At 39.7% G+C, this 24,108-nt stretch carries 19 protein-coding genes, 2 riboswitches and 1 other annotated feature; of the genes, 6 read left to right on the plus strand and 13 right to left on the minus strand.

What is annotated here, in order from left to right:
- Window positions 1-44: 44 nt before the first annotated feature.
- Both leuS and rlmN read right to left on the minus strand, forming a co-directional pair.
- Entirely contained in the window at window positions 45-2,462 is a 2,418-nt protein-coding gene (gene leuS, locus MUN87_RS05520; RefSeq protein ID WP_244746661.1) for a leucine--tRNA ligase, read from the minus strand.
- Between the two features lie 76 nt (window positions 2,463-2,538).
- Window positions 2,539-2,750: a binding site (T-box leader), on the minus strand.
- A 191-nt stretch (window positions 2,751-2,941) separates the two neighbouring features.
- Entirely contained in the window at window positions 2,942-4,015 is a 1,074-nt protein-coding gene (gene rlmN / locus MUN87_RS05525) for a dual-specificity RNA methyltransferase RlmN (protein ID WP_244746662.1), read from the minus strand.
- 335 nt (window positions 4,016-4,350) lie between these two features.
- Between rlmN and MUN87_RS05530 the strand changes: the two genes are divergently transcribed.
- Entirely contained in the window at window positions 4,351-4,551 is a 201-nt protein-coding gene (locus MUN87_RS05530) for a cold-shock protein (protein ID WP_018934369.1), read from the plus strand.
- Window positions 4,552-4,603: 52 nt separating this feature from the next.
- Here MUN87_RS05530 and MUN87_RS05535 read toward each other — a convergent pair whose 3' ends face one another.
- The 4 genes from MUN87_RS05535 to MUN87_RS05550 are packed head-to-tail and all read right to left on the minus strand — an operon-like array spanning window position 4,604 to window position 11,127.
- A complete protein-coding gene (locus MUN87_RS05535; RefSeq protein WP_244746663.1) occupies window positions 4,604-6,178 on the minus strand; it encodes an FMN-binding glutamate synthase family protein in 1,575 nt (524 codons plus the stop codon).
- 16 nt (window positions 6,179-6,194) lie between these two features.
- Entirely contained in the window at window positions 6,195-8,669 is a 2,475-nt protein-coding gene (locus MUN87_RS05540) for a cbb3-type cytochrome c oxidase subunit I (protein ID WP_244746664.1), read from the minus strand.
- A 32-nt stretch (window positions 8,670-8,701) separates the two neighbouring features.
- On the minus strand, window positions 8,702-9,397 hold the full coding sequence (coxB, locus tag MUN87_RS05545) for a cytochrome c oxidase subunit II (protein ID WP_244746665.1): 696 nt from the start codon (window positions 9,395-9,397) through the stop codon (window positions 8,702-8,704).
- 14 nt (window positions 9,398-9,411) lie between these two features.
- Complete coding sequence (locus MUN87_RS05550; RefSeq protein ID WP_244746666.1) at window positions 9,412-11,127, minus strand: pyruvate oxidase; 1,716 nt, start codon at window positions 11,125-11,127, stop codon at window positions 9,412-9,414.
- A gap of 205 nt (window positions 11,128-11,332) precedes the next feature.
- Here MUN87_RS05550 and MUN87_RS05555 point away from each other — a divergent pair, with 205 nt between their 5' ends.
- Window positions 11,333-12,337 carry an LLM class flavin-dependent oxidoreductase gene (locus tag MUN87_RS05555; RefSeq protein WP_244746667.1) on the plus strand — a complete coding sequence of 335 codons (1,005 nt, stop codon included), beginning with the start codon at window positions 11,333-11,335 and terminating at the stop codon, window positions 12,335-12,337.
- A 235-nt stretch (window positions 12,338-12,572) separates the two neighbouring features.
- Here MUN87_RS05555 and MUN87_RS05560 read toward each other — a convergent pair whose 3' ends face one another.
- Complete coding sequence (locus MUN87_RS05560) at window positions 12,573-13,349, minus strand: alpha/beta hydrolase (protein WP_244746668.1); 777 nt, start codon at window positions 13,347-13,349, stop codon at window positions 12,573-12,575.
- Between the two features lie 14 nt (window positions 13,350-13,363).
- Complete coding sequence (locus tag MUN87_RS05565; protein WP_244746670.1) at window positions 13,364-14,515, minus strand: serine hydrolase domain-containing protein; 1,152 nt, start codon at window positions 14,513-14,515, stop codon at window positions 13,364-13,366.
- A gap of 143 nt (window positions 14,516-14,658) precedes the next feature.
- Here MUN87_RS05565 and MUN87_RS05570 point away from each other — a divergent pair, with 143 nt between their 5' ends.
- On the plus strand, window positions 14,659-16,137 hold the full coding sequence (locus MUN87_RS05570; protein WP_244746672.1) for an MDR family MFS transporter: 1,479 nt from the start codon (window positions 14,659-14,661) through the stop codon (window positions 16,135-16,137).
- A gap of 313 nt (window positions 16,138-16,450) precedes the next feature.
- Here the strand turns inward: MUN87_RS05570 and MUN87_RS05575 are convergent, their stop codons facing one another.
- Window positions 16,451-16,882: a cell wall hydrolase gene (locus MUN87_RS05575; protein ID WP_244746673.1), complete on the minus strand. Its 432-nt coding sequence runs from the start codon at window positions 16,880-16,882 to the stop codon at window positions 16,451-16,453.
- 120 nt (window positions 16,883-17,002) lie between these two features.
- On the opposite strand from MUN87_RS05575, the gene MUN87_RS05580 reads away from it, so the two are divergent.
- Window positions 17,003-17,314 (plus strand): hypothetical protein, encoded by a 312-nt coding sequence (locus tag MUN87_RS05580; RefSeq protein WP_244746675.1) that lies wholly within the window; start codon window positions 17,003-17,005, stop codon window positions 17,312-17,314.
- Window positions 17,315-17,502: 188 nt separating this feature from the next.
- Here the strand turns inward: MUN87_RS05580 and cobA are convergent, their stop codons facing one another.
- Complete coding sequence (gene cobA, locus MUN87_RS05585) at window positions 17,503-18,261, minus strand: uroporphyrinogen-III C-methyltransferase (protein ID WP_244746677.1); 759 nt, start codon at window positions 18,259-18,261, stop codon at window positions 17,503-17,505.
- Window positions 18,221-19,318, minus strand: coding sequence for a sulfate permease (gene cysP / locus MUN87_RS05590; protein WP_244746678.1), 1,098 nt, complete (start codon window positions 19,316-19,318; stop codon window positions 18,221-18,223). The genes cobA and cysP overlap by 41 nt, the downstream gene beginning before the upstream one ends.
- Window positions 19,319-19,440: 122 nt before the next feature.
- Window positions 19,441-19,542: riboswitch (SAM riboswitch) on the minus strand.
- Between the two features lie 164 nt (window positions 19,543-19,706).
- A riboswitch (SAM riboswitch) is annotated at window positions 19,707-19,808 on the plus strand.
- Between the two features lie 76 nt (window positions 19,809-19,884).
- On the opposite strand from cysP, the gene MUN87_RS05595 reads away from it, so the two are divergent.
- On the plus strand, window positions 19,885-20,970 hold the full coding sequence (locus MUN87_RS05595; protein WP_244746679.1) for a methionine biosynthesis PLP-dependent protein: 1,086 nt from the start codon (window positions 19,885-19,887) through the stop codon (window positions 20,968-20,970).
- Window positions 20,971-22,146: an aminotransferase class I/II-fold pyridoxal phosphate-dependent enzyme gene (locus MUN87_RS05600; RefSeq protein ID WP_244746680.1), complete on the plus strand. Its 1,176-nt coding sequence runs from the start codon at window positions 20,971-20,973 to the stop codon at window positions 22,144-22,146.
- A 356-nt stretch (window positions 22,147-22,502) separates the two neighbouring features.
- On the opposite strand, the gene MUN87_RS05605 is transcribed toward MUN87_RS05600, so the two are convergent.
- Together MUN87_RS05605 and MUN87_RS05610 are read right to left on the minus strand one after the other, a co-directional pair.
- Complete coding sequence (locus MUN87_RS05605) at window positions 22,503-23,249, minus strand: sulfite exporter TauE/SafE family protein (RefSeq protein ID WP_244746681.1); 747 nt, start codon at window positions 23,247-23,249, stop codon at window positions 22,503-22,505.
- A gap of 31 nt (window positions 23,250-23,280) precedes the next feature.
- Window positions 23,281-24,084, minus strand: coding sequence for an SDR family NAD(P)-dependent oxidoreductase (locus MUN87_RS05610; protein ID WP_244746682.1), 804 nt, complete (start codon window positions 24,082-24,084; stop codon window positions 23,281-23,283).
- Window positions 24,085-24,108 lie beyond the last annotated feature (24 nt).

Below are 24,108 nucleotides of genomic sequence, written 5' to 3' on the forward strand. Positions count from 1 at the left end.
AAAAAGAACGACTGCTTCTAGTTTCAGCAGTCGTTCTTTTTGTGTTAATTTGCAACAATATTAACTAATTTGCCAGGTACAACAATTACCTTTCTTACAGTCTTACCTTCAATTCGTTCCTTAATTGCTACGTCTTCCAATGCTTTCTGTTCAATTTCATCTTTTGATGCGTTCTTATCCACCATTATTTTCGCTCTTACTTTCCCCATGATCTGAATGACAATTTCGACTTCGTTTTCAACTAATTTAGCTTCGTCATATGTTGGCCATTGCGCATAAGCCAACGTCTCTTGATGTCCTAACAACTGCCATAATTCTTCTGATAAATGAGGAGCAACAGGAGATAACAGTTTCACTAATCCTTCCACATAGCTACGTGGAATCTCATCAACCTTATATGCTTCGTTGACTAAAACCATCATTTGAGAAATACCTGTATTAAAACGTAAATCCTCAAAGTTTTGTGTCACAGTTTTTACCGTTTCATGATAGAACTTTTCTAAAGCATCCGTTCTATCCACCTCTGTTATTTTATCAGAAAGCGTGTTATTGTCTGTAACAAACAAACGCCATACGCGATCTAAAAAGCGTCGGGCACCATCTAACCCGTTTGTACTCCAGGCCACAGATGCGTCTAGTGGTCCCATAAACATTTCGTACAGTCTAAGTGTATCTGCTCCATGTGATTGGACGATTTCATCAGGGTTTACAACATTACCTTTTGATTTACTCATCTTCTCATTGTTTTCCCCTAAAATCATACCTTGGTTATACAGCTTATGAAACGGCTCTTTCGTAGGTACTACTCCGATATCATAAAGGAATTTATGCCAGAAACGAGCATACAGCAAGTGTAATACCGCATGTTCTGCTCCACCGATGTAAACATCAACAGGCAACCATTCTTTGAGCGTTTCATAATCTGCAAGCTGTTCAGTATTATGAGGATCGACATAACGCAAGAAATACCAGCAGCTACCAGCCCATTGCGGCATTGTATTTGTCTCACGACGACCTTTCATCCCTGTTTCAGTATCAACCACATTAACCCACTCATCAATGTTAGCTAATGGTGATTCACCAGTTCCAGACGGTTTTATTTCACTAGTTTTTGGTAATACAATTGGTAATTCATCTTCAGAAACTGCCGACATAGAACCATCTTCCCAATGGATAATCGGAATTGGTTCTCCCCAGTAACGTTGACGACTAAACAACCAATCACGAAGACGGTAGGTTACTTTACGATTACCTACATTCTTATCTTCCAACCAGTCGATTGCTCTGCTAATAGCATCTTCTTTATTCAATCCATCTAAAAACCCGGAATTAATATGTTTACCATCCCCTGTGAAGGCTTCTGTTTCTACATTTCCTCCTTCTAAAACAGGAATAATATCTAAATCAAATTTCTTAGCAAACTCAAAATCACGTTCATCGTGAGCAGGAACCGCCATAATCGCACCCGACCCATATGTCATAAGTACATAATCTGCTACCCAAATCGGTAATTTATTGCCGTTTATTGGATTGATCGCATATGCACCCGTAAATACACCTGACTTATCCTTGGCAAGGTCCGTTCTTTCTAAATCACTCTTTGTTTTCACCTTATCGATATATCCCGTTACTTCTTGTTGTTGCTCAGCGGAGACAATTTTATCTACTAATGGGTGTTCAGGAGCGAGAACTGCATAAGTAGCACCGAATAGTGTATCAGGTCTCGTAGTAAAAACGGTAAAATCTCCTGGATAATCCGCAATTTCAAAGGTAACTTCTGCCCCTTCTGAACGGCCAATCCAATTTCTTTGCATATCTTTAATGCTTTCCGGCCAGTCCAAGTCATCTAGGTCTTCTAAAAGACGATCTGCATAAGCGGTGATTTTCAACATCCATTGTTTCATCGGTTTTCGTTCGACAGGATGACCACCACGTTCACTTTTACCATCAATAACCTCTTCGTTAGCTAGTACAGTCCCTAGTGCCGGGCACCAGTTTACCGGAACTTCGTCCACATAAGCTAAACCTTTTTCATACAGTTTTAAGAATATCCATTGCGTCCATTTATAGTATCCAGGATCTGTCGTATTCACTTCACGATCCCAATCGTAGGAAAAGCCTAACTCTTGAATTTGACGGCGAAACGTTTGAATATTTTGCTCCGTAAAAACTGCCGGGTCATTCCCCGTATCCAACGCATACTGTTCAGCAGGTAAGCCAAATGCATCCCAACCAATTGGATGCAGCACTTCAAAACCTTGCATACGTTTCATTCTTGATAAAATATCAGTCGCTGTGTAGCCTTCAGGGTGCCCAACATGTAATCCCGCCCCTGACGGATACGGAAACATATCCAGCGCATAAAACTTATCTTTATTTGATTGCGTGTTGGTCGCAAAAGTTTTATTGTTAATCCAATAATTGCGCCATTTCTCTTCTATTTTGTTATGGTCAAATGACATTTCCTACTTCCTCCTTAAACAGTTAACTAAAACGCGATCATATGTTCTAAAACGCAAAAAAATCTCCCTTATCCCAAAATGGGACGAGAGAGATTCCCGCGGTACCACCCAACATTAGTGTTGTTAAACACTCACTTAACATCCTTAACGCGGATTACGACAAAAGCTACTATGCCTTCACTTTTGTAACATCTGAGGCGAGTTCACAAAAGAACAGGAATGGCTCGCACCTACCGCCATCTCTCTTAACCTGTTTCTTCTATTACTATTCCTCTTCATCGTTCATTCATATATATGAGTACGTTTGTTTTGTCTACTATACTTTCTGATAGTTTAAAGAAATGTCTGAAATTTGTCAAGAAAGTCTCGCTCACACATCTTTATCATCATAATATTGAATGTCTAATCAGATCAAAAAACTTCTACTGTGTCTGCACTAATGTGCTGTACTACCAAAAAAAGCACCCAATGGATGCTTTTTAAACAGTTTGTTTGTCCTTATTTTTCTTGATTTGTTTACTCCGTAATTGACCACATGCTGCATCAATATCTGTACCATGTTCTACACGGACACCGCAATTAATTCCGTTCTCTAGCAACACTTGATAGAAATCCAAAATAGCCTTTTTCTCACTTCTGTCATATTGGTTATGTTCATCGACAGGATTATACGGAATCAGATTGACATAGGATAAGTGACGTTTGTTTTTTAATAACTTCACTAGTTGCTGCGCTTCTTCTTTATGGTCATTCACATCTTTAAGCAATATATACTCAAATGTAATTCGCCTGTTCGTTTTCTCTAAATAATAGTCGATGGCAGGCATCAATTTCTCAAGTGGAAATGCTTTATTGATTTTCATAATTCTTGTACGCAACTCATTGTTCGGAGCATGAAGTGACAAAGCAAGGTTTACTTGCAAATTCTCATCAGCAAAGTCATAAATCCGCTTCGCCAGACCACTGGTGGATACTGTAATATGTCGAGCACCGATCGATAATCCCTGTTTGTCATTTACGATATGCAGAAAATCCATTGTATTATCATAATTATCAAACGGTTCTCCTATCCCCATTACAACAATATGACTAACACGCTCTTCTTTACCTTTGGTATCCAAGTGTTTCTGTACGTTCATTATCTGCTCAACAATTTCACCTGAAGACAAATCACGATTCTTTGTCAGCAATCCACTCGCACAAAATGAACAACCGATATTACAACCTACCTGTGTTGTCACACAAACGGAATAGCCGTAGTTAAACTTCATTAATACCGTCTCAATCAAGTTTCCATCTGTCAATTTAAACAGAAACTTAATCGTACCGTCTTTTGACTCCTGTTTGATTTCTTGTTCTAACGTCCCCATCGAAAAATTCTCTTCTAACACTAATTGACAGTCTCTATTTAAATTGTACATTTCTTCAAATGTATCGACTCTTTTCTTATATAACCAATCCCAGACTTGCTTTGCACGGAATTTCTTCTGTCCATGTTCTACCAGCCATTCTTGTAATCGATCAAAAGTCAACGAGTAAATGGAGCTTTTCATTACAATCCCTCATTTCATGTTAGCTCTTGTTTCCATCATAACATCATACTAAAAATAATAGGCATTGGCAAGATGATTTATACAGCTACAGGGAATTGATTTTTTAAGATACACCTTGAGACATACTGCCAGTTCCAATCCTCGCCTTATTAAAAGGAAAAAATTACGATTTTGTGAAACATAGACTTGCATTTTAATATTACGCTTGCTATAATTGCCTTAGCTATTTTGTTCGATGACACCTTCAAGTATCGTAACGTTAAGTTTTCGTTTTGGGGCAAGAGCAAGAATAGTAATACATTTGTGTGAACGGTTCACACTAGGAGGAAATTAATATGGTACAAGGTACAGTAAAATGGTTCAACGCTGACAAAGGTTTTGGATTTATCGAAGTAGAAGGACAAGACGATGTATTCGTACACTTCTCTGCTATCCAAGGCGAAGGCTTTAAAACACTTGAAGAAGGTCAAAGTGTAACTTTCGATATCGAAGAAGGTAACCGTGGACCACAAGCTGCTAACGTAGTTAAAAACTAATTATGTAGCTAATACAAAAAAGCACCGATGCAATGCATCGGTGCTTTTTTCTTTATGTTGATGTTTCTATTGTATGCCAATCATTAAATTGTTTAAAATCTGCCTGATAGTTTAAATGCTGTCGATTGAATTTAGTCGGACTATCCAAACCAGCGACGGCCGCCAGGTCAAATAATCCTTGCCGAAGTGTCACTAAATAATTACATACACGGTATTTCTTTTCATCAATGATTAAGGCTTTTTGTAAAGATTCATCAGTAGTTGCTACTCCTACTGGACAAGTATTTTTGTGGCATACTTGCGACATAATACAACCTACACTGATCATAAATCCTCTTGCGATATTAATAAGATCTGCACCAAGACAAAGTGCCATTGCAATTTTGTCAGGCGTTATTAATTTGCCCGATGCTATTATTTTTGTCCGGTGTCTCAACTGATGCCTTGTCAGACAATCATCGACCATAGGTATCGCTGCAAACGCAGGTAATCCTACTGAATAGGCAAGTGCATAAAAAGAAGCTCCTGTTCCTCCTTCACCGCCATCGATCGTAATAAAGTCAGGCACAATATCTGTTTCTTTCATTGCCTGCACAAGCTGTTCCACTTCTTTCTGATTACCGACGACAATTTTGATACCTACCGGTTTTCCTCCTGTTTCTCGAAGTTGTTGCAGAAATGAAAGTAGTTCTTCCGGATTACTAATTCCAGGAAAGCGATTCGGACTATTAATATCTTTCCCCACTTCCACCTTACGAATTTCGGCAATTTCTTCTGTTATTTTATCACCGTCAACATGTCCTCCGCGCGTTTTAGCACCTTGCCCTAATTTAAGTTCAAATGCTTTTATTTGTTCCGTATTAGCATGATGCTTGAATTCCTCCCAAGAGAAATGACCATCGTGGTCTCGCACACCAAACAATCCAGGACTAATTTGCATAATAATATCAACATTCCCTTTTAGATGGTAAGGGGAAACACTTCCTTCACCTGTATTCATCCACGTACCGCCAGCCATTCCTAAACCTTCTGACAATGCCGTAATAGCATGCTCGCCAAGTGATCCATAGCTCATGGCAGATTGACCGATTATCCCTTTTAGCCAAAATGGTTGGCGAACCGTGTGTTTGCCAAGTACAACCATATCTTCATCAGCCAAGTATGCTGGATTTATTTCGATCTCTTGCGACTGTTCCTTTCTGCTGAATAAATTCTCCTCACTAATCTCATATACTTTTGTTGTAATAGTAGGTTCCTGTGTTATTTTCATTTCCTCTTCCAAGCTCGGGAACATATGATTCACAAGATAGTAACCATCTTGATCAAAATCTCTTTCCGCTCCATAGCCCATTAAACTCGTTTGATATTTCCCCGCTTTACTGACGTATTCAAATTGTTTTCTATTAAATGGCTTTCCTTCCCTGTCATTGTTGAACAGGTACTGTCTTAATTCAGGTCCCATCTTCTCCAGGATATAGCGCATTTTCCCGAGAATAGGATAATTTTGCAAGACAGAATGTTCCTCTTGTTTCTTATCATGTAAATATAACCGGATTAACATGACAGCAGGAATAGCAATTATGATAATGAAGAGGCAAATTAATATAATCGTAAGTACAGTTTTCAATTTTTTTCACTTCCATTCAAATAAGATATGGCAGATAAACAATCAACACAATAAACACCCAAATAATATCTACAAAATGCCAATAATAACCGATAATTATCTGCTTTTCCTTGTATAAACCTGAAGGTAATTTCTTTTGCTTCCACTGGATAAACAGCTGTAACATCCACCCTAAACCAAACATTACGTGTGCAGCATGCAGTCCAACCAGCACATAGAAGGAGGCTAAAAACACATTGCTGTCTAGTTGATAGCCCTCTGTCCAATATTTATAAAACTCACCAATCTCCACTATTAAGAAAGCTAAGCCTAATAATACTGTCAGCGACCAGCCTATATAAAAATGCCTACTCTGTTTCTTTCTAAATTGCGTTTCAGCAAAGTACAATGTAGCACTGCTGGACAGTAGAAAGATACTGGAAAGCACCACTGTTTTTATTTCAAACACCTCTTCAGGTTTTGGCCCAGTGGATCCTGGCGTATAGATAAAATAAGTAGCAAATAGCATCACAAACATTGTGACATCAATTATGAGATATAAAAAGAAACCAATTCGTTTATCCTGGAACAATTCCTTATTATCATCTCTGTTCATTTCTTTGAATACCTGTTTACGTTTGTCCTTCCATGACAAGATAATGATCACAGCTAATGTCGCTGCTGCTGTCAGAATAGCTGGATAAAACCAGTGATAAATCATGGAGAGACTGAAGACAAAAAGCATCCCTGCCAGTAACGGGGGAATCATGGTTCCTGATGAGACAGGACTTGGACGCATCTGATCAGCTTGAAATAATGGTTTGTTATTGATTTTACTCTCCCATAGCGGATCAATTGCAGACACAACTGGTGGTGGATCAAATATTTTTTCAGTAGGCGGTGATGGAACTGTCCACTCCAACGTTCGTCCATCCCAGCAATCAGCTTGTACGTTTTTCTCAGATTGATAGGTTTTATAAATATTCCAGACAAAAAACAACATGCCTATTCCCATCAAGAATGCACCGATTGTACTGATGAAATTAAATATAAACAGTCCATCTTCCTCTGTATAAGTGAAGACTCGACGTGGCATCCCTTGCAATCCAGAGAAATGCATCGGGAAAAAAGTTAAATGAAAACCGATCACAAATAACCAAAAATGCCATTTTCCTAATGTCTCATTTAATTTTTTGCCGGTAATTTTAGGATACCAATAATAAATGCCAGCAAAAATCCCGAGAATAGTAGCGCCTAGAATAGTATAGTGAAAGTGCCCTACTACAAAATAGCTGTCATGAAACTGAAAATCCGCTGCTGGAACTGCTAGCATTACACCAGTCACCCCACCCATCACAAAGGACGGGATAAAGCCAATAGCAAATAACATGGGCACAGTAAATTGAATCCTTCCATTTCTCATTGTAAATAACCAGTTAAATACTTTAATACCCGTGGGTACTGCAATTAACATTGTTGTAATCGCAAAGAAAGTATTTACCATTGGTCCCAGTCCTACTGTGAACATGTGATGAACCCAGACCATAAATCCTAAAAACCCTATTAAAATAATAGAGAGAACCATGGACGAATAGCCAAAAATCTGTTTTTTTGAAAATGTCGATATAACGTCCGAAAATATTCCAAAAGCAGGAAGAGCCAATACATATACTTCCGGATGACCAAAAATCCAAAACAAATGCTGCCAATATAGAGGATAACCTTCATCAGATCCGAAGAAGCTTGTACCAAACATTCGGTCAAACATCAATAAATAGAGCGCAACAGATAATGCACTAAAAGCGATAATAATTAACGCAGATGTCACAAAAGTCGCCCACGTAAATAATGGCATACGAAGCATTTTCATCCCCGGAGCCCTTAACCTTAAGATGGTAACCATCATATTAACGGCAGTTAACAGTGTACCTATACCTGAAATTTGCAGACTGAATATGTAGAAACTGTTACCAGCTCCAGGAGTAAATTCAGTAACACTTAAGGGTGCATATGCTGTCCACCCTGCATTAGGAGGTGAAGCAAAGAAAAAAGATAAATTAAAAAGTACCGCCCCACTAAAAAAAAGCCAGAAGCTTAAGGAATTCATCACCGGAAAAGCTAAATCACTAGCACCGATTTGAAGCGGTATCACAACATTCATTAAGCCAATTAACAAAGGCATTGCCACAAAAAAGATCATAATAGTACCATGCGTGGTAAAAAGCCCATTGTATTTATCACCTTGAAAAACCCAAAAGTTCATCTCAGGAGCTATTAATTGCGTTCGTATTAATAAAGCGTCGATCCCGCCTCGCAAAAAGAAAATAACACCACTAAGCAAATACATCATCCCAATTTTCCGATGATTCGTAGTCGTTACATAGCCCCATATCATACCCCATTTTCTCTTTTTTGTAAGGTAGTAAAGTATACATGCAAAACCGATAATGGAGAACGCCCATGCAGCGATCACATCTGATTGTTGATATAAAGATTGCCCAGCGATTTCCATACTATGCCAATACCTTCCTTCTTTATTATGGTTTATGAAGACTCTGCAAAATTCTGAAATTCATCTTCCGGCATTACTTCTGTCGTAAACGTCATTAGTGTATGATTTGTACCGCAATATTCAGCACATTTCCCTCTATAACTTCCTGGCTTCATATTAGTTAACACCAGTGTATTTTCCTGATCAGGTCGAACATCTACTTTCCCACCGAGCGAGGGAACCCAAAATGAATGAATAACGTCTTCTGAACGCAAGTGAAAAACTACTGTTTCCTCTGCAGGCAGATATAATTCATTCACAGTTTTCATTCCATTTTGATACGTAAATTGCCATTCATATCTTTTAGCTGTTACTTCGATATGAACGGCATCTTTATATTGTCCGTCCTGCACATCACCATTGGGAGACTGATTAAAGGTTACAATAACCGTTGGCACAGCCAAGATGATTAGTAATAGGACAGGAAGAATCGTCCAGGTTAACTCCAGTTTTCGATTACCTTCCTCTTGCTTCGGGATTTCATAGGATACTTTTTCTTCGCGATACTTGGAAACGAAACGGAACATCATAACAAATACAATGATCAAAACCAGAAGCATAAGCAGAAAGCTGAAGTAAATCAGATTACTTTGCGCCTCTGCTGTATCACTTTGTGGATTTAAAACGCGAATGTCACAGCCACTTACTAATAGACTGGTAATGAACAAAAGATAAGTACAGCTTTTCATTTCATTACTCCTCTTTAAAATAATCGCTTCAGTACTGTTTTTAATGAAGGCATATCCAAATCTCCTTCACGTTCGACAAGCTTTTTCCACAGATGTTTGGAATAACCCTTTGCTTGATTCCAATCAATTTTTCCTGGTAATGGAGCACGATCTTCAATTTCCACATCAATAATGGTTGGTACTTGATTTTCTTTTGACGCTGCGAGCGCAGACCGCAGTTCGTCTTGAGTACTTGCTCTATAACCTTTTCCACCACAAATGTCAGCAAATGCGGCATAATTCATCGGTTCAATATCTGTCTGATACGGAATATTACCGATTAGCTCTTGCTCGTATTTGATCATACCGATTTTTTCATTGTTTAGTACAAGAACTGTAATAGGTAACTGGTATTTGACAGCCGTCAGAAAATCTTGCATGACCATCGAAAATCCGCCATCTCCACATATTGCCCACACCTGTTTTTCAGGTTCTGATAATTTTGCAGATATAGCACCAGGCAATCCACATCCCATGGTAGCCAACCAGCTTGAAATAACAAACTGTTGATTAGTCATCCTAAGGAATCGTGCAGACCATGAAGTGACATTTCCTACATCAACAGAAAGAATGGCATCATCTTCCACAAAATCGTGTAATTGGTGAATAACTTGAGGACCTTGCAATGTTTTTCCTTCTTTGTCAGCGACAATTCCATCTAAATGCTTCCACCAATTAGCCATATTCTCTTGGCAAGCTTCTAAAAATGAACGATTCTCTGTATAAAAAAGTTGCTCATTAAACCTTGCCAATATTTCTTTAGAAGATCCTACAAGCCCTACATCAGTTGGATACCATTTTCCAATTTTACTTGGATCAATATCGATTTGGATAGCTGATACATCATCTGGTAGAAACTCACGGTATGGAAAGGCCGTACCAATTAAAATCAGCAAATCTGTTTCAGCCATTGCTTCATAAGCTGGCTTGGTCCCTATCTGGCCTAAATTCCCTAAATTATAGGGGTGTTCATCAGGTAAAACACCTTTTCCTCGTAGTGAAACAACAACAGGCGCAGCAATTTTTTCAGCGAATTCGGCTAACTCTTTACGTGCCGATAGCGCTCCTTTTCCGGCTAGAATTACTGGCTTTTTAGCTTGTTGCAGAAGCATAGCAGCTTGTTTTACATCCTCTTTATCTGGAAACAGCCGATAATTACTATGCACATTCGAACGCAATTTATCTTTTTTAACGGTTTGGCTAAATACATCGTCTGGAATACTTAGTACCGCTACCCCTTTTTGGGTATAGGCTTCTTTGAAGGCTTGCTTTAACAGCGGCTGTACTAATTCAGGTGATGTTACCCTTTTGTTAAAAATTGCTACATCATCAAACATTCTTTCTAAATTAACTTCTTGAAAATTTTCTGTTCCTACTAAATCGTGGGAAACCTGTCCGGTAATAACTACTAATGGAGCCCCATCTTCTTTGGCATCATACATTCCGTTCAATAAGTGAATAGCACCAGGTCCTCCAATTGATAAGCAGACACCAACTTGATTGGTTAATTTTGCTTCTGCTGATGCAGCAAGCGAACCAACCTCTTCCTGGCGAACTTGTATAAATTTCACCTCATCCTTTGCTTTACGCAAAGCCTCAATTAAATGATTAATCGAGTCACCTGGATACCCATATACATGTTTAATATTCCATTCTTTGAATATATCAATTACAGCTTCTGATGCTTTCATTCTACCTCTCCTTGTCTGAGCATTAATTTATTAGATTGATATATAAGCTGTACCCGTTTCATGTGGTATAAAACATTTATGAACAACGGGATCAAGCAGATTGTTAGACGAAGAATCGAAACAGGCGTATCATTTTTTACATTGAGACAAATTACAATGTAAAAGTTTCATACTATATACAATTCATCGATAAGGAGTGATCATAATGTCTCATCCTTTTTCAAATGTAACATTTTCTGTGTTAGACCTAGCCCCTGTGCTCGAAGGACATGAACCAGGATTATCCTTCCAAAACAGTGCTGATCTTGCGCAACACGCAGAAGCATTGGGTTATCACCGCTATTGGTTAGCAGAACACCATAACATGCCTGGTATTGCCAGTTCCGCTACTTCTTTGATCATCAGTCATATCGCCAGTCATACCAGTAAAATCCGTGTTGGTTCTGGTGGTATTATGCTGCCAAATCACGCACCATTAGTAATCGCAGAACAATTCGGAACACTGGATGCTTTGTACCCGGACCGGATTGATTTAGGACTAGGTCGTGCTCCAGGAAGTGACCAAGCAACAGCCTACGCTTTACGAAGAACATTAAATAGCAGTGCAGATGATTTTCCAAATCAAGTGGAAGAGCTTGAAGCATATTTTGCTGGTGAAGCACGAGTGAAGGCCGTTCCAGGCATGGGGGCAAATGTACCGTTATGGTTATTGGGCTCCAGTGATTTCAGTGCACGACTTGCCGCTGAAAAAGGCTTACCATTTGCATTCGCCAGCCATTTCTCACCAGATTATACGATACCGGCTCTACGCTTGTATCGCGACCGTTTTAAGCCTTCTAACCAGCTAAGCAAACCGAACGCAATGGTAGGCGTAAATATTATCGCTGCCGAAACAGAAGAGAAAGCAAAATGGTTAGCAACGTCACAGCAACAGCAATTTTTATCATTAATCAGAGGTGCCCCATCCAAACTAATGCCTCCTATTGATAATATTGACGACGAATGGTCCATTTACGAAAAAGCATCTGTAGAAAAATCCGTGAACAGTAAATCGACGATTATTGGTGATAAGGAGCAAGTAAAAGAAAAACTGGCTGCTTTCATTGAAGAAACAGAAGCAAATGAAGTAATCGTTAATTCTCAAATTTATGATCATGAGGCAAGAAAAAACTCCTATCAGATTGTCGCAGATATTTTTAACGAAAAATAAACAGCTGATCGCTAAAAAACGAAAAACATCGGAATTCGCTTCGTCTTAGCGAGTCCGATGTTTTTCGTATACTCTGTACATCAATAGTTTAACTATATAATAAAAATGCCTGTAACATGTGCTGTGTTGGATCTGTATCACGATTTGGAAATATTGACATTCCTAGAGTGCGTAACAAAGCTTCGGAAATATGCTCCGCGTCCTGGGGTCCAGTCTCCTCACGAATAAAAACCGCTTACTGTTTCAAAGGTAACCATGCCAGTACTTCTTGAATCTTGTCATCCCAGAATCCCCATTCATGTGCTCCAGCTGAAAAAGATGTAGCTACAGGGATATGATGATCTTTTGTGAATTGAGCGAATTTCTTATTCTCCTCCCACAAGAAATCTTCTGTCCCGCAAGCCTGAAATAATGCAGGCAAATCTTCTTTTTTTCTTACTAAAGCAAATAAATCGTGGTCTGTACCGGCTAGATCACGTTCGCCAAATGCCAGATACATCACATTCGCCACCGGGTTTTCATCCGGTTGTTTGGACTTTGCATGAGAAGCTATATCCATTACGCCAGACAGACTGGCAGCGGCTGCAAATTGTTCTGGTTTGCGCAATGCCCAACGAAACGCGCCATATCCTCCCATCGATAATCCTGCCACGAAGTTATCCTCGCGTGCCGCAGAAATCGGAAAGAACGATCGCGCGACTTTCGGCAATTCTTCGGAAAGAAAGGTCCAATATTGCTTCCCGAATGCCATATCAGTATAGAAACTATGATCAACTTGTGGCATGACGATCGCAATTCCATATTCTGCAGCATACCGTTCGATCGAAGTTCTTCTGGTCCAGATTGTATGATCATCACTTAAACCATGAAGCAAATAGAGTACAGGAATGTTACCAGCGTATTTATTATTATTTAAACCAATCTGATTGTCCGTGTTTTCTGGTAATATCACTGTCATTGACGTACTTATCATTAATACTTCTGAGAAAAAATCACATTTTAATAGAGCCATTTAATATCCTCCTTTTATTCTATTGCACTATAAATCACATTGCGAATCCTTGGCTGATGATAGAATTCCAGACTTGGGAGCATTTGTTGCATATAGACAGCTGACACTTGTTTGTTTCTATCGATAAACGTATATGTCCCTGCAAAACCAGGCCAACCAAATTCACCGATTGAACTATTGCTGCCGCCCTTTGTCTGGTCAATCATCACGCGTACACCAAGTCCATAGCCATAGCCATGTTGATAATGAAGGCCGAATTCAGGTAACATCTCTTCGGGTAAGTGATTCTGCGCCATTAAATCGAGCGTCGCATTGCTTATAATTCTTATTCCATTATAACTACCTCCAAGCGCTAGGCAATGAGCAAACTTTTGATAATCACCAAGCGTGGAATGAAGGCCCGCCCCACCACTTTCCGCAATAGGCACAGGCTCTGCTTGCTCATCAATCCAAGTATTTTCTATTAGAATGCCTTGCTCATTACGCTGATAGAAAGTCGCAAGCTGATGCATCTTTTCAACCGGCACCCGAAAGAATGTGTTCTTCATTTGCAGTGGCGTAAAAATGTACGTATGTAAATAATCCGCAAAGGATAGCCCTGTTATCACTTCAATCAACCCCCCCAAAATATCGTGACTTAAGCCATACCTCCAATGAGTACCAGGATGAAAAGCAAGTGGATTACTACTGATTTTTTCAGCAAATAACCGCAGTTGTGATACTCCTTTTGTCTGTTCGGCAGCATGTGCTTCCTGCATAACTTGGCTTGTCATCCGCTCCACCTCTGTTCCATTTCCGCCATAGGTAATACCGGATGTCATCATAAACAAATCTTTAATCGTTATCGGGCTTTCCGCTTTGACTAGCTTGTCACCCTCCATTACGTTCATGTCTTTAAATTCTGGTAAATAATCCGATAACGGATCTGTCAACAGAAATTCACCTTTCTCCCACAGTTGAAGTGCTGCTACACAAGTTACAATTTTGGACATAGAATAAATTCGATAAATCGTTTGAGCATTGATCTTTTTTTCTTTATCCAGATTCGCATAACCGACATAATTCTCATACATGATCTTACTTTCTTTTTGAACAGATAAACCGACACCGGTTGGGCCGTTCGCAACAAATTTCTTCAGTAAATCGTCTAATCGTGTCTGTAACATATGTATCCTTCCTCTTCTTTGATATCGCTTTCTTTATCATATCATAAATCTTTCCTGCATAGCCTTTAAATTACTTCAACAGCTATATATTGGTGAATTTCTGTTACAATAGAAAAAGACTATAAATAAAGGACAGATGCTTAATGGTAGATCAGCAAACAAAACGACCATTGGTACTTGCTTCACTGGTGTTATCCATGTTTATGGCTGCTATTGAAGGTACCATTGTCGCAACGGCAATGCCTAATATTGTAGCGGATCTTGGTGGATTCAGCTTGTACAGCTGGGTGTTTTCAAGCTTTCTGTTAATGCAGGCAGTAACGACTATGATATATGGAAAACTAGCAGATTTATTTGGCAGAAAACCTGTATTTATCATTGGTGTACTTATTTTTTTAATTGGAACTATTTTATGCGGTTTCGCCCCGACCATGGGAGCACTAATCGTTTTTCGTCTTATACAAGGACTCGGCGCCGGTGCCATTCAGCCTATTGTTACAACCATTGTCGGTGATATGTATACCGTCGAAGAAAGAGCAAAAGTACAAGGTTATCTCGCTAGTGTTTGGGGCATATCCTCAGTAGTGGGGCCTTTAATCGGCGGTATTATCGTACAATTTATTGATTGGGCTTGGATCTTCTGGATGAACATTCCGATCGGAATAATAGGTCTACTCGGTGTAGTGTTATTCTTTCATGAGAAGGTGGACAGCGAACAGAAGGATGTCGATTATCTTGGTTCCAGTCTATTTTTCGTGGCCATTTCTGCATTAATTATCGTCTTTGTACAAGCAGGTTCAGGCTGGGCTTGGTTATCAATTGAAAATATTAGCTTGATCATCTTGTTTTTCCTTTCTATTTGCTTATTTATATGGCAAGAGCGACGAGCAAAGGCCGCGATGATGCCGCTCTATTTATGGAAAAATAAATTGATTGTAATCGCTAATTTGGCCACGTTATTATCAGGAATGATTATTCTAGGTTTGTCCAGTTTTCTTCCAACATATGTACAAGGTGTTATGGGAGAGTCAGCTATTGTGGCTGGATTTACATTAAGCACACTATCAATTGGCTGGCCCATTTCAGCGACGCTGGCAGGACATCTCGTACTTAAAATAGGCTTTCGATTTACAGCATTCGCAGGTGGACTCGCATTATTTATTGGCACATTCCTGTTTTTTCTTTTAGATGCAGACAAGGGGCCTATCTATGCTGGAATAAGTTCCTTTATCGTCGGTGTTGGAATGGGGTTATCGTCTACCACCTTCATTGTCTCCATTCAAAATACCGTTTCCTGGCGTGCTCGTGGAGTGGCAACAAGCCTTAATATGTTTATGCGAATTATCGGCAGTGCAGTTGGCGCAGCTTTACTAGGTGGTATTCTAAACATTCAATTAAAAAGTTACTATCAGCAAAAAGGAGAAGAGCTCGAAATTGCCAGTACAGATGTATTGTTAGATGAAGGTATGCGCGATTCCATTCCTGCAGACACACTTGAAGCGATGCAAGAAGGTTTAACTTATGCATTACATACTGTTTATACAGGATTATTCGTGATCGGAACGTTAACCTTCATTATTCTCTGGTTTTTCCCTCACGTCAACGTAAATAAATCATCTTGAATAAAGGAGCTCTCAATACAATTTCCTATAATATAGATTATGTCTAGCCATCGCTAGCCAAGCATCCATATTGAGATATTTAATATACTGGGATACCGCTTCAGCCAAGCGTCCACGTCCTGCGGGGCCTATTTCCGGAGCTTTGCTAAGCAGATAATCTATATCAAAATGACCATTTTGCCATACAGACCTAGTTAACAGAATCCATATTACAGGAACTCAGCTCCATGTTCATATGATCACTGCTGTGACTGTGCTTATATACTTTCTGACTGACGAAAAGAACTGGGATTGGCGTATCCCAGTTCTACATTTAAAATGTTTGAAAAACAGTTGGGCAATCGGCATTGGTTGGCGAAAAAAAGCAATGACTTTTATACCGGCCTGTATTCCATTGACCATACCATTGCTCGGGACAACTCCCCTCAGGTCTAAAAAACCACAGAGAGTTAGAAGCGGGATGTGTACGTTCGCCATTGATAGACCTTCTTGCTAAGCGAATATCTTTCTCCCTGGCTCTTTGATAAAAATAGCCTTTCTGCGTCGCTTCAAATCCTCCTGGACTCTGATATACCATCCGATTAATCGAATTAATGTCAGTGAAATCTAAACAAGCTGCTCTTACACGGTTAACGCCAACATTACCAACCATTAACATGCCAAGCTGGCCATCACCTTCAGCTTCCGCTCTCATTAATCTTGCCAACAACTTGACGTCTGCATCATTCGCCTTAATTACTGCCATTAGAATACCTCCTCTATTCCCTTTATATTCAAGGGTGCTAAAATGATGAATGTCCAATGGCCAACTTCCTATGTAATCGGTTCCGGTATATGCTATACTGATGATAAGGAGGTGTTTTAGATGGAATTAAGTAATTTTATTCTGCATAATGACATCTTACTATTCCACGCCATCATTGCCAATCAGGAATATGTATTTACAGTAAAGTGGAAAGCACTCGAAAATAAGAAAGGCGGAGAATGGGAATTAAAGTCCTATCTTAATCATTCCACCGGTCAACAGGATTTAACAGAAGCACAGCTCCAGCAGCTAATTGAAAGACTAAATCCAACATGGAACTGGGATAAAGACCAGGAACAACTTAGAAATGCAGAACAAAGGCGCAAGCGCCCGTTTAGAGGCGTAGCGAGTGGAGCGAATCAACTGAGATAAAGGAATCACGGTGAGCTTGCGATTCGATGATGACTTATCGTAGGGCGATTTCGCGAAGTCGCCTAGTCTCTGGGCGCTGGAGCCGGACGTGGCCGTTTCTGTCAGCGAACATCATATAGCCCAAAATTTATACTTTCTTGACTTATCAAAAAAATGACTAGTAATGATAAAATCACTAGTCATCCTTTTTAACTGAAAGATTGAATCGATTCCTTCTGTTCTTCAAACCAACGGATTTTTTCTCTTAATCGTACGACTTCCCCAACTACTATCATTGACGGATTACTAATCTCATCTAACCTGTCAGATACCGTAATCAAATCAGCTACAATTGATTTTTGATGCGAGAATGTTCCCCAGTGAATGATCGATACTGGCGTTGTTTCTTTCAGACCAGCTTGCATTAATTTCTCACAAATAATCGGAAATTTTCTCACACCCATATAAAAACAAAGTGTATCAGCACCCAGTGCTAAGTGACGCCATTCTTCATCGGTTTTTCCATCTGGATCAGAACCATTGATAAAGCTGACTGAACCGCTGATTGTCCTGTGGGTAAGCGGGATCCCTGCATAAGCAGCAGCACTTATAGCAGACGTAATGCCTGGCACTACCTCGTACGCTATTTGATGTTCTTCTAAATGCAGTGCTTCTTCCCCTCCACGTCCGAAGATAAAGGGGTCCCCTCCTTTTAATCTCGTAACCGTTTTTCCTTTTCCGGCATGGTAAATCAATTGCTCGTTTATTTTTTCTTGTATCAATCCATGTTTTCGAGGCATCTTTCCACAAAAAATCAGTTCAGCATCTGCTTTGGCATAATCTAATAATGAATGATTAACGAGTCGATCATACAGAATCACATCTGCTTCTTTAATCGCTCGAACGCCTTTTACTGTAATTAATTCTTCATCTCCTGGTCCGGCTCCCACTAAATACACTTTCCCCATGTTGATCCCATCCTTTTCCTGTCATTGCTTTTGCAGGTTTTTCTCTGTATCTTACTAAAATATAAGTTGCTACGATCGCTAATACTACTAATACGACCTGTTCAAAACTTTGTTGTACAAGAATCTCTGTCAATATAAAAGAGATAACTAGAGAGACAATCGGTGAAGTGACCCATACTTTCGCAATTTGATGAATCACCTTTTGCTTCCAAACGGAGGAAACATCTTTGCTTGCTCCAATACCTACAATCGCGGATGTCGTTACCTGTGTCATCGGAATCGGAATACCGAGTAACGAAGCACCAATGACGAGTCCACCAGTAGCTCCTGAAATGACAACACCATTTCCCAGTGACAAGGAAGTAATCTTTTTTGCGTTGGTTTCGATCACTCTGCCACCGAAAAAAATACTTCCCAACGCTACAACTAGCGCCATTAATGGTAAGCCTGTTTCCATAGATGCAATACCTGCCCCCACTAGCGGGCCTAATGCATTTGCAACATTATTCATTCCGGCTGCAACTGCTTCGATCGCACCAGTTATAATCAATAAAAAGGCTAATACCTTTACCGGTGGCCGAATCGTAAATCGTTTGGCAATTTTATTTCTTAATTTTTCTAAGCATAATGTGATCAAAAAAGCTGCTAAAGGAACAATCAACCAGAATGAAACAATCATCAATATGTTCTGGAAATGCAATTGTTGATAGCTTATCCCAACACCAATAATAGCTCCTACAGTCACTTCACTAGTTGATAGCGGGATGCCGATGTAATTTGTAATGAGTAATGTGAAAGCAGATACGACTAATATAATACAGGCTACTTTCACATCCAATATTGATTCCGGAATAATTCCTTTACCGAGCGTCTTCGTTACATGCTCTCCTCCTAAAACAGCACCTGTTATGGCACCTGCTCCAGCAATCCATAATGCATGCTTCCGCTTTTTTATTACTTTTGATCCATAAGCAATACTCATACTTGCTGCTGATCCGCTTGCTCCAATATTAAAAGCAAACAAACATGCAGCTAAAACCGCTACTATCGTTAACATCTTTCATCCCAACTTTCAGCTATTGTCTGTCAAATTTTATTACTATTACACTATTACCCATCTGAAAACTCGGATTAATACCTATAAAAAATCCTACTTGACGATGAAGTAGGAGGCTGTTCCACTTATCTGTCAAGATATACCTGCTGGATTTAGCACAGTGCGTATAAAGCCTGTTGCTGAGAATTCACAGGGCCAGTTCCCTCCTTCTCTCTCGATAAGATGCTATACTATTTTCATAATTTTCCACTGAATTTGTGTTGTACTTACTATAATAGATAGAACAAGGATTGTCAATGGATTCCATAAAAATATTTTTTTGTATTACTGTTGTAATTTCTTCCTAAATAAGGTACAATTAATGTATTAATTTTCCATTAAAAATATAATCTTATCAAGAGAGGTTTAGGGACTGGCCCGATGATACCTCAGCAACCAGCAAGCATATTGTATGGTGCTAATTCCAGATGGTTTTTGCCAAAGATAAGAGAATGCTGCCTGATATAAAGGAGGTCTTCTACTTATCGAAGACCTCTTTTTTTATTTATAGAAAGGATGTACATAATATGAATCAAATTGAAACTATTCTTGCCCAAATTGGCAACAGAAAAGATCCACGAACAGGTGCAGTAGAAGCACCAATCTATTTATCTACTGCGTATCAGCATCCAACGCTTGGACAGTCGACTGGATACGATTATACGCGTACCGCCAACCCCACACGGGAAATTGTCGAAGAAGCAATTGCGTCACTGGAGAAAGGCGTTCAAGGATTTGCCTGTTCTTCAGGTATGGCGGCCATCCAATTAGTGTTCTCCTTATTTAAACATGGAGACGAGATTCTCGTAACGGAAGACATATACGGTGGCAGTTACCGATTATTTCAACACTTGCAGCAATCTTATCGTGTTACACCAGTATATGTCAGTCCAGAGAATATGGAACGACATATCACCCAAAATACGAAAGCAATCTTTATCGAAACTCCAACTAATCCATTATTAATGGAGATTGACATCCAGTATATGGCTGCCATTGCCAAAAAGCATGATGTCCTGTTAATTGTCGATAATACGTTCTATACGCCATACTTACAGCAGCCATTGACGGAAGGTGCAGATATAGTAATACATTCTGCAACGAAGTACCTTGGCGGGCATAACGATGTCTTAGCTGGACTTGTCGTCGTCAAGGACCATGAACTTGGCGAGAAGCTCTTCTATTTACATAATGCGATAGGAGCCGTGTTATCTCCCCTGGATAGTATGTTACTGATTAGAGGTATGAAAACCCTCACGTTACGTTTAGAACGTCAACAACAAAACGCTCAGATTTTAGCAGCTTTCCTGCGGGAGCACAGTCAAGTGAATGATGTCTTATATCCAGGCAAAGGAGCAATGATCAGTTTTCGGGTTACTGATAACAGTTTAATTGCACCATTTCTCGAACAATTAAAAGTCATTTCTTTTGCCGAAAGTCTCGGTGGTGTGGAGAGTTTCATCACCTATCCAACCACCCAGACACATGCGGATATCCCCAAAGATGAATTAGAGCGTCGTGGAATTAGCGACACATTACTACGTTTTTCCGTAGGGATTGAGAATATCGAAGACCTTAAAGCAGATTTAGACCAAGCATTAGGAGGGAAATAAATGACACATAAAAAAGAAACGTTACTAGCACATGGAGGAAATCAGCAAGGATATCATGAAAAATATACAGGAGCAGTAAATCCGCCAATCTATGTATCTTCCACTTACCACCAGCAAGAGTTACACGAATTCGGTCCATATGATTACAGCCGCTCAGGTAATCCAACTCGTGATCAGCTTGAAGCAACGATTGCCAAGTTGGAGAATGGAATTGCCGGCTTTGCGTTCTCTTCCGGAATGGCGGCTATATCTTCTGCCTTTATGCTGTTAGAAACAGGAGATCATATAGTCATCAGTAAAGATGTATATGGTGGTACCTTCAGGTTTGTCACCAAATTATTAGCGCAATTTTCGATTGATCATACATTTGTCGACATGACAAATATAATAGAGGTGGAAGAAGCAATCCAGCCAAACACGAAAGTGATATACATCGAAACACCCGCTAATCCTTTATTACAGATAACAGATATTCGTGCTGTTGTATCATTAGCGAAAGAAAACGACTGTTTCACTTATTTGGATAATACTTTTATGACACCTTTATATCAGCAGCCTTTAGACTTAGGTGTCGATATCGTGTTACACAGTGCTACAAAATTCTTATCCGGACACAGTGATATTGTAGCGGGCTTAGCTGTGACAAAAAGCGAAGAACTCGCTGGCAGACTGAAATTTGTCCAAAATACGTACGGCGCTATCTTAGGTGCAAAGGATTGTTATCAATTACTGCAAGGAATGAAAACCTTAGAACCACGTTTTCAAAAAAGCGCCAGTTCAGCAGAAAAAATTGCATCTAACTTAACAGAACTCGAAGGCATTGAACATGTCTATTATCCTGGATTGAAGAACCATCCTGGAGCAGACATCCATGCCAGCCAATCTACAAGCGCAGGAGCTGTACTTTCGTTTACTTTACACGAACAAATCGATCCAGAACAATTTGTAAGCAATATGACAATACCTGTCTTCGCTGTCAGTTTAGGTGCAGTCGAGTCAATTTTGTCCCATCCGGCCACCATGTCACACGCAGCAATGCCTCCACATGAAAGAGAAGCCAGAGGTATCAGTGATCGATTATTCCGCTTATCGGTAGGGGTAGAAGACGTCAACGATTTACTAGCAGACATCACCAACAGTCTGAAAGCAAGTGTGAAAGAATCAATTTCAAAATAATCCAAGACATACTGGATACATGAACAAAGGCGCAAGCGCCCGTTTAGAGACGTAGCAAGTGGAGCGAATCAACTGAGATAAAGGAATCACGGTGAGCTTGCGAATCGATAATGACTTATCGTAGGGCGATTTCGCGAAGTCGCCTAGTCTCTGGGCGCTGGAGCCTGACGTGGCCGTTTCTGTCAGCGAACATCATATAGCCTAAAATTTATACTTTCTTGACTTATGAAAAAACTCGGCATTCGCTTCATCTATTAGCGAATGCCGAGTTTTTCTTTTACTTAGTAATACTAAATTTTCACTACGTAGAGCTTTTCCGTTGTTAAAAAATCCTATCATAATCCGCCCAGTCACCCTTATCCCATGATCAACCGAATAGCACCCAATGCAGCAAATACTAATACAAGTACTTGAAACACTTTTTGCGGCATGATTTTGATTACCTTAACTCCTATTAGCGCCCCAATAATGATGGCTGGGATAAGCTTACTGTTAAACGATAATGTTTCCCATGTAACGATTCCTAATGATAAATAAAAAGGTAATTTCACTAGATTCACAAATAAGAAGAACCATGCGCCGGTACCGACGAATTCTTTCTTCGGTAACCCTTTCACAATCAGATAAATCGCCATAACCCCTCCAGCCGCATTACCAATCATAGTGGCAAAACCAGCTGTTATCCCCATTAGGAAAGTAAAGAGCCTGGATTCTGGGAGCAGTTCCACGAACCGCTCACCCATTTTCTCACGACTTATATGTAAGACAATTAATGCAAGTACTAGTACCCCAATCAATGGCTTTAATTGTGAACTGCTAATGAAAAATAATACACCATATCCAAGCAGTATTCCGATCAATACCCAAGGAACAAGGGAAAATAAATATCGCCATACAACGTTTCTGCGATAATAGATCACCGCGAATAAATCACCAACGATAAGCAATGGCAGCAATATGCCTATTGACTCACGCGCAGGGAAAAGCATCATAAATATGGTAACTACCAGAATTCCCATACTTGCTACACCCGCTTTGGCAAACCCAATTAATAAAGCAGAAAAAATAATAATAATCCATTCCATAACCGTTAAATCAAACATGTACAACACCTCACTAGTTACTTTTGAGACACTATCTTAACAACCGGTATTTCGCCTCGTTTTTCTTCAGGGTTTCGAGTAGCTGTTCCGGTTCATCATAAACAGAAATAATTCTGCCTTGAAATGCGACTACTTGACCATCTACTATTCTCTCTATCCAAGCAGGTGCTGCTTCACATGACACATTTTTCTCTTCGGCAAACCATCCACTAACCTTTGATAAATACCGTTTCCCTTCTTCACTAACTCTTATATGCTTGGTCATATCGGTATCATTCAAGCCCGGATCGAAAGCATATACTTCTACATTTGTATCCATTAATTCAGCTGCTAAATTTTCTGTGAATCTTGCAATAGCCGTATTTGATGTACTATAACCATTTCCATAAGGAAAATCTGTAAACGTACCAGCACCGACAAGGTTAACGATCTTACCAGCTTGTTGATCGATCATAACTGGTGTAATAACCGAAGTGCAATAATACGTCCCTATCACATTCGTCATCATATCCTGCGTGAAGTCATTAGGGTTCACTTCCCATGTTGGTCCTATTGCATGAAAAGATCCAGCATTATTAATCCATACATCAATCTTGCCAAAAGTGTCCAATACATAAGATAGCGTAGTATGAACCTCCTCCAGGTTCGTCACATCCATGGCTACCATACGATGTTCTTCCGAATACATCAGGAGCTGCTGTCTAACTTCATTCAACAACTGTTCATCACGGCCTGCTCCTACTACAATATAGTTTCTCTTGGCAAAATAAATCGCCATGTTACGTCCTATTCCTTTTGTCGCACCAGTAATGAAAATAATACGCTTTTGTTTCATCCTCTTCACCTCCGGATTTCATTA

The sequence above is a fragment of the Gracilibacillus salinarum genome, assembly GCF_022919575.1.
GTDB classification, from domain to species: domain Bacteria; phylum Bacillota; class Bacilli; order Bacillales; family Amphibacillaceae; genus Gracilibacillus; species Gracilibacillus salinarum.

What these genes read in the sequence shown, in the direction of transcription:
- MUN87_RS05610 (WP_244746682.1), bottom strand. Translation starts at nt 24,084, where the DNA reads ATGAAACAAAAGCGTATTATTTTCATTACTGGTGCGACAAAAGGAATA.
- MUN87_RS05555 (WP_244746667.1), top strand. Translation starts at nt 11,333, where the DNA reads ATGTCTCATCCTTTTTCAAATGTAACATTTTCTGTGTTAGACCTAGCC.
- leuS (WP_244746661.1), bottom strand. Translation starts at nt 2,462, where the DNA reads ATGTCATTTGACCATAACAAAATAGAAGAGAAATGGCGCAATTATTGG.
- MUN87_RS05575 (WP_244746673.1), bottom strand. Translation starts at nt 16,882, where the DNA reads ATGGCAGTAATTAAGGCGAATGATGCAGACGTCAAGTTGTTGGCAAGA.
- MUN87_RS05595 (WP_244746679.1), top strand. Translation starts at nt 19,885, where the DNA reads ATGAATCAAATTGAAACTATTCTTGCCCAAATTGGCAACAGAAAAGAT.
- MUN87_RS05530 (WP_018934369.1), top strand. Translation starts at nt 4,351, where the DNA reads ATGGTACAAGGTACAGTAAAATGGTTCAACGCTGACAAAGGTTTTGGA.
- MUN87_RS05605 (WP_244746681.1), bottom strand. Translation starts at nt 23,249, where the DNA reads ATGTTTGATTTAACGGTTATGGAATGGATTATTATTATTTTTTCTGCT.
- MUN87_RS05550 (WP_244746666.1), bottom strand. Translation starts at nt 11,127, where the DNA reads ATGAAAGCATCAGAAGCTGTAATTGATATATTCAAAGAATGGAATATT.
- MUN87_RS05570 (WP_244746672.1), top strand. Translation starts at nt 14,659, where the DNA reads ATGGTAGATCAGCAAACAAAACGACCATTGGTACTTGCTTCACTGGTG.
- rlmN (WP_244746662.1), bottom strand. Translation starts at nt 4,015, where the DNA reads ATGAAAAGCTCCATTTACTCGTTGACTTTTGATCGATTACAAGAATGG.
- MUN87_RS05600 (WP_244746680.1), top strand. Translation starts at nt 20,971, where the DNA reads ATGACACATAAAAAAGAAACGTTACTAGCACATGGAGGAAATCAGCAA.
- MUN87_RS05560 (WP_244746668.1), bottom strand. Translation starts at nt 13,349, where the DNA reads ATGGCTCTATTAAAATGTGATTTTTTCTCAGAAGTATTAATGATAAGT.
- cysP (WP_244746678.1), bottom strand. Translation starts at nt 19,318, where the DNA reads ATGTTAACGATAGTAGCGGTTTTAGCTGCATGTTTGTTTGCTTTTAAT.
- cobA (WP_244746677.1), bottom strand. Translation starts at nt 18,261, where the DNA reads ATGGGGAAAGTGTATTTAGTGGGAGCCGGACCAGGAGATGAAGAATTA.
- MUN87_RS05565 (WP_244746670.1), bottom strand. Translation starts at nt 14,515, where the DNA reads ATGTTACAGACACGATTAGACGATTTACTGAAGAAATTTGTTGCGAAC.
- MUN87_RS05540 (WP_244746664.1), bottom strand. Translation starts at nt 8,669, where the DNA reads ATGGAAATCGCTGGGCAATCTTTATATCAACAATCAGATGTGATCGCT.
- MUN87_RS05580 (WP_244746675.1), top strand. Translation starts at nt 17,003, where the DNA reads ATGGAATTAAGTAATTTTATTCTGCATAATGACATCTTACTATTCCAC.
- coxB (WP_244746665.1), bottom strand. Translation starts at nt 9,397, where the DNA reads ATGAAAAGCTGTACTTATCTTTTGTTCATTACCAGTCTATTAGTAAGT.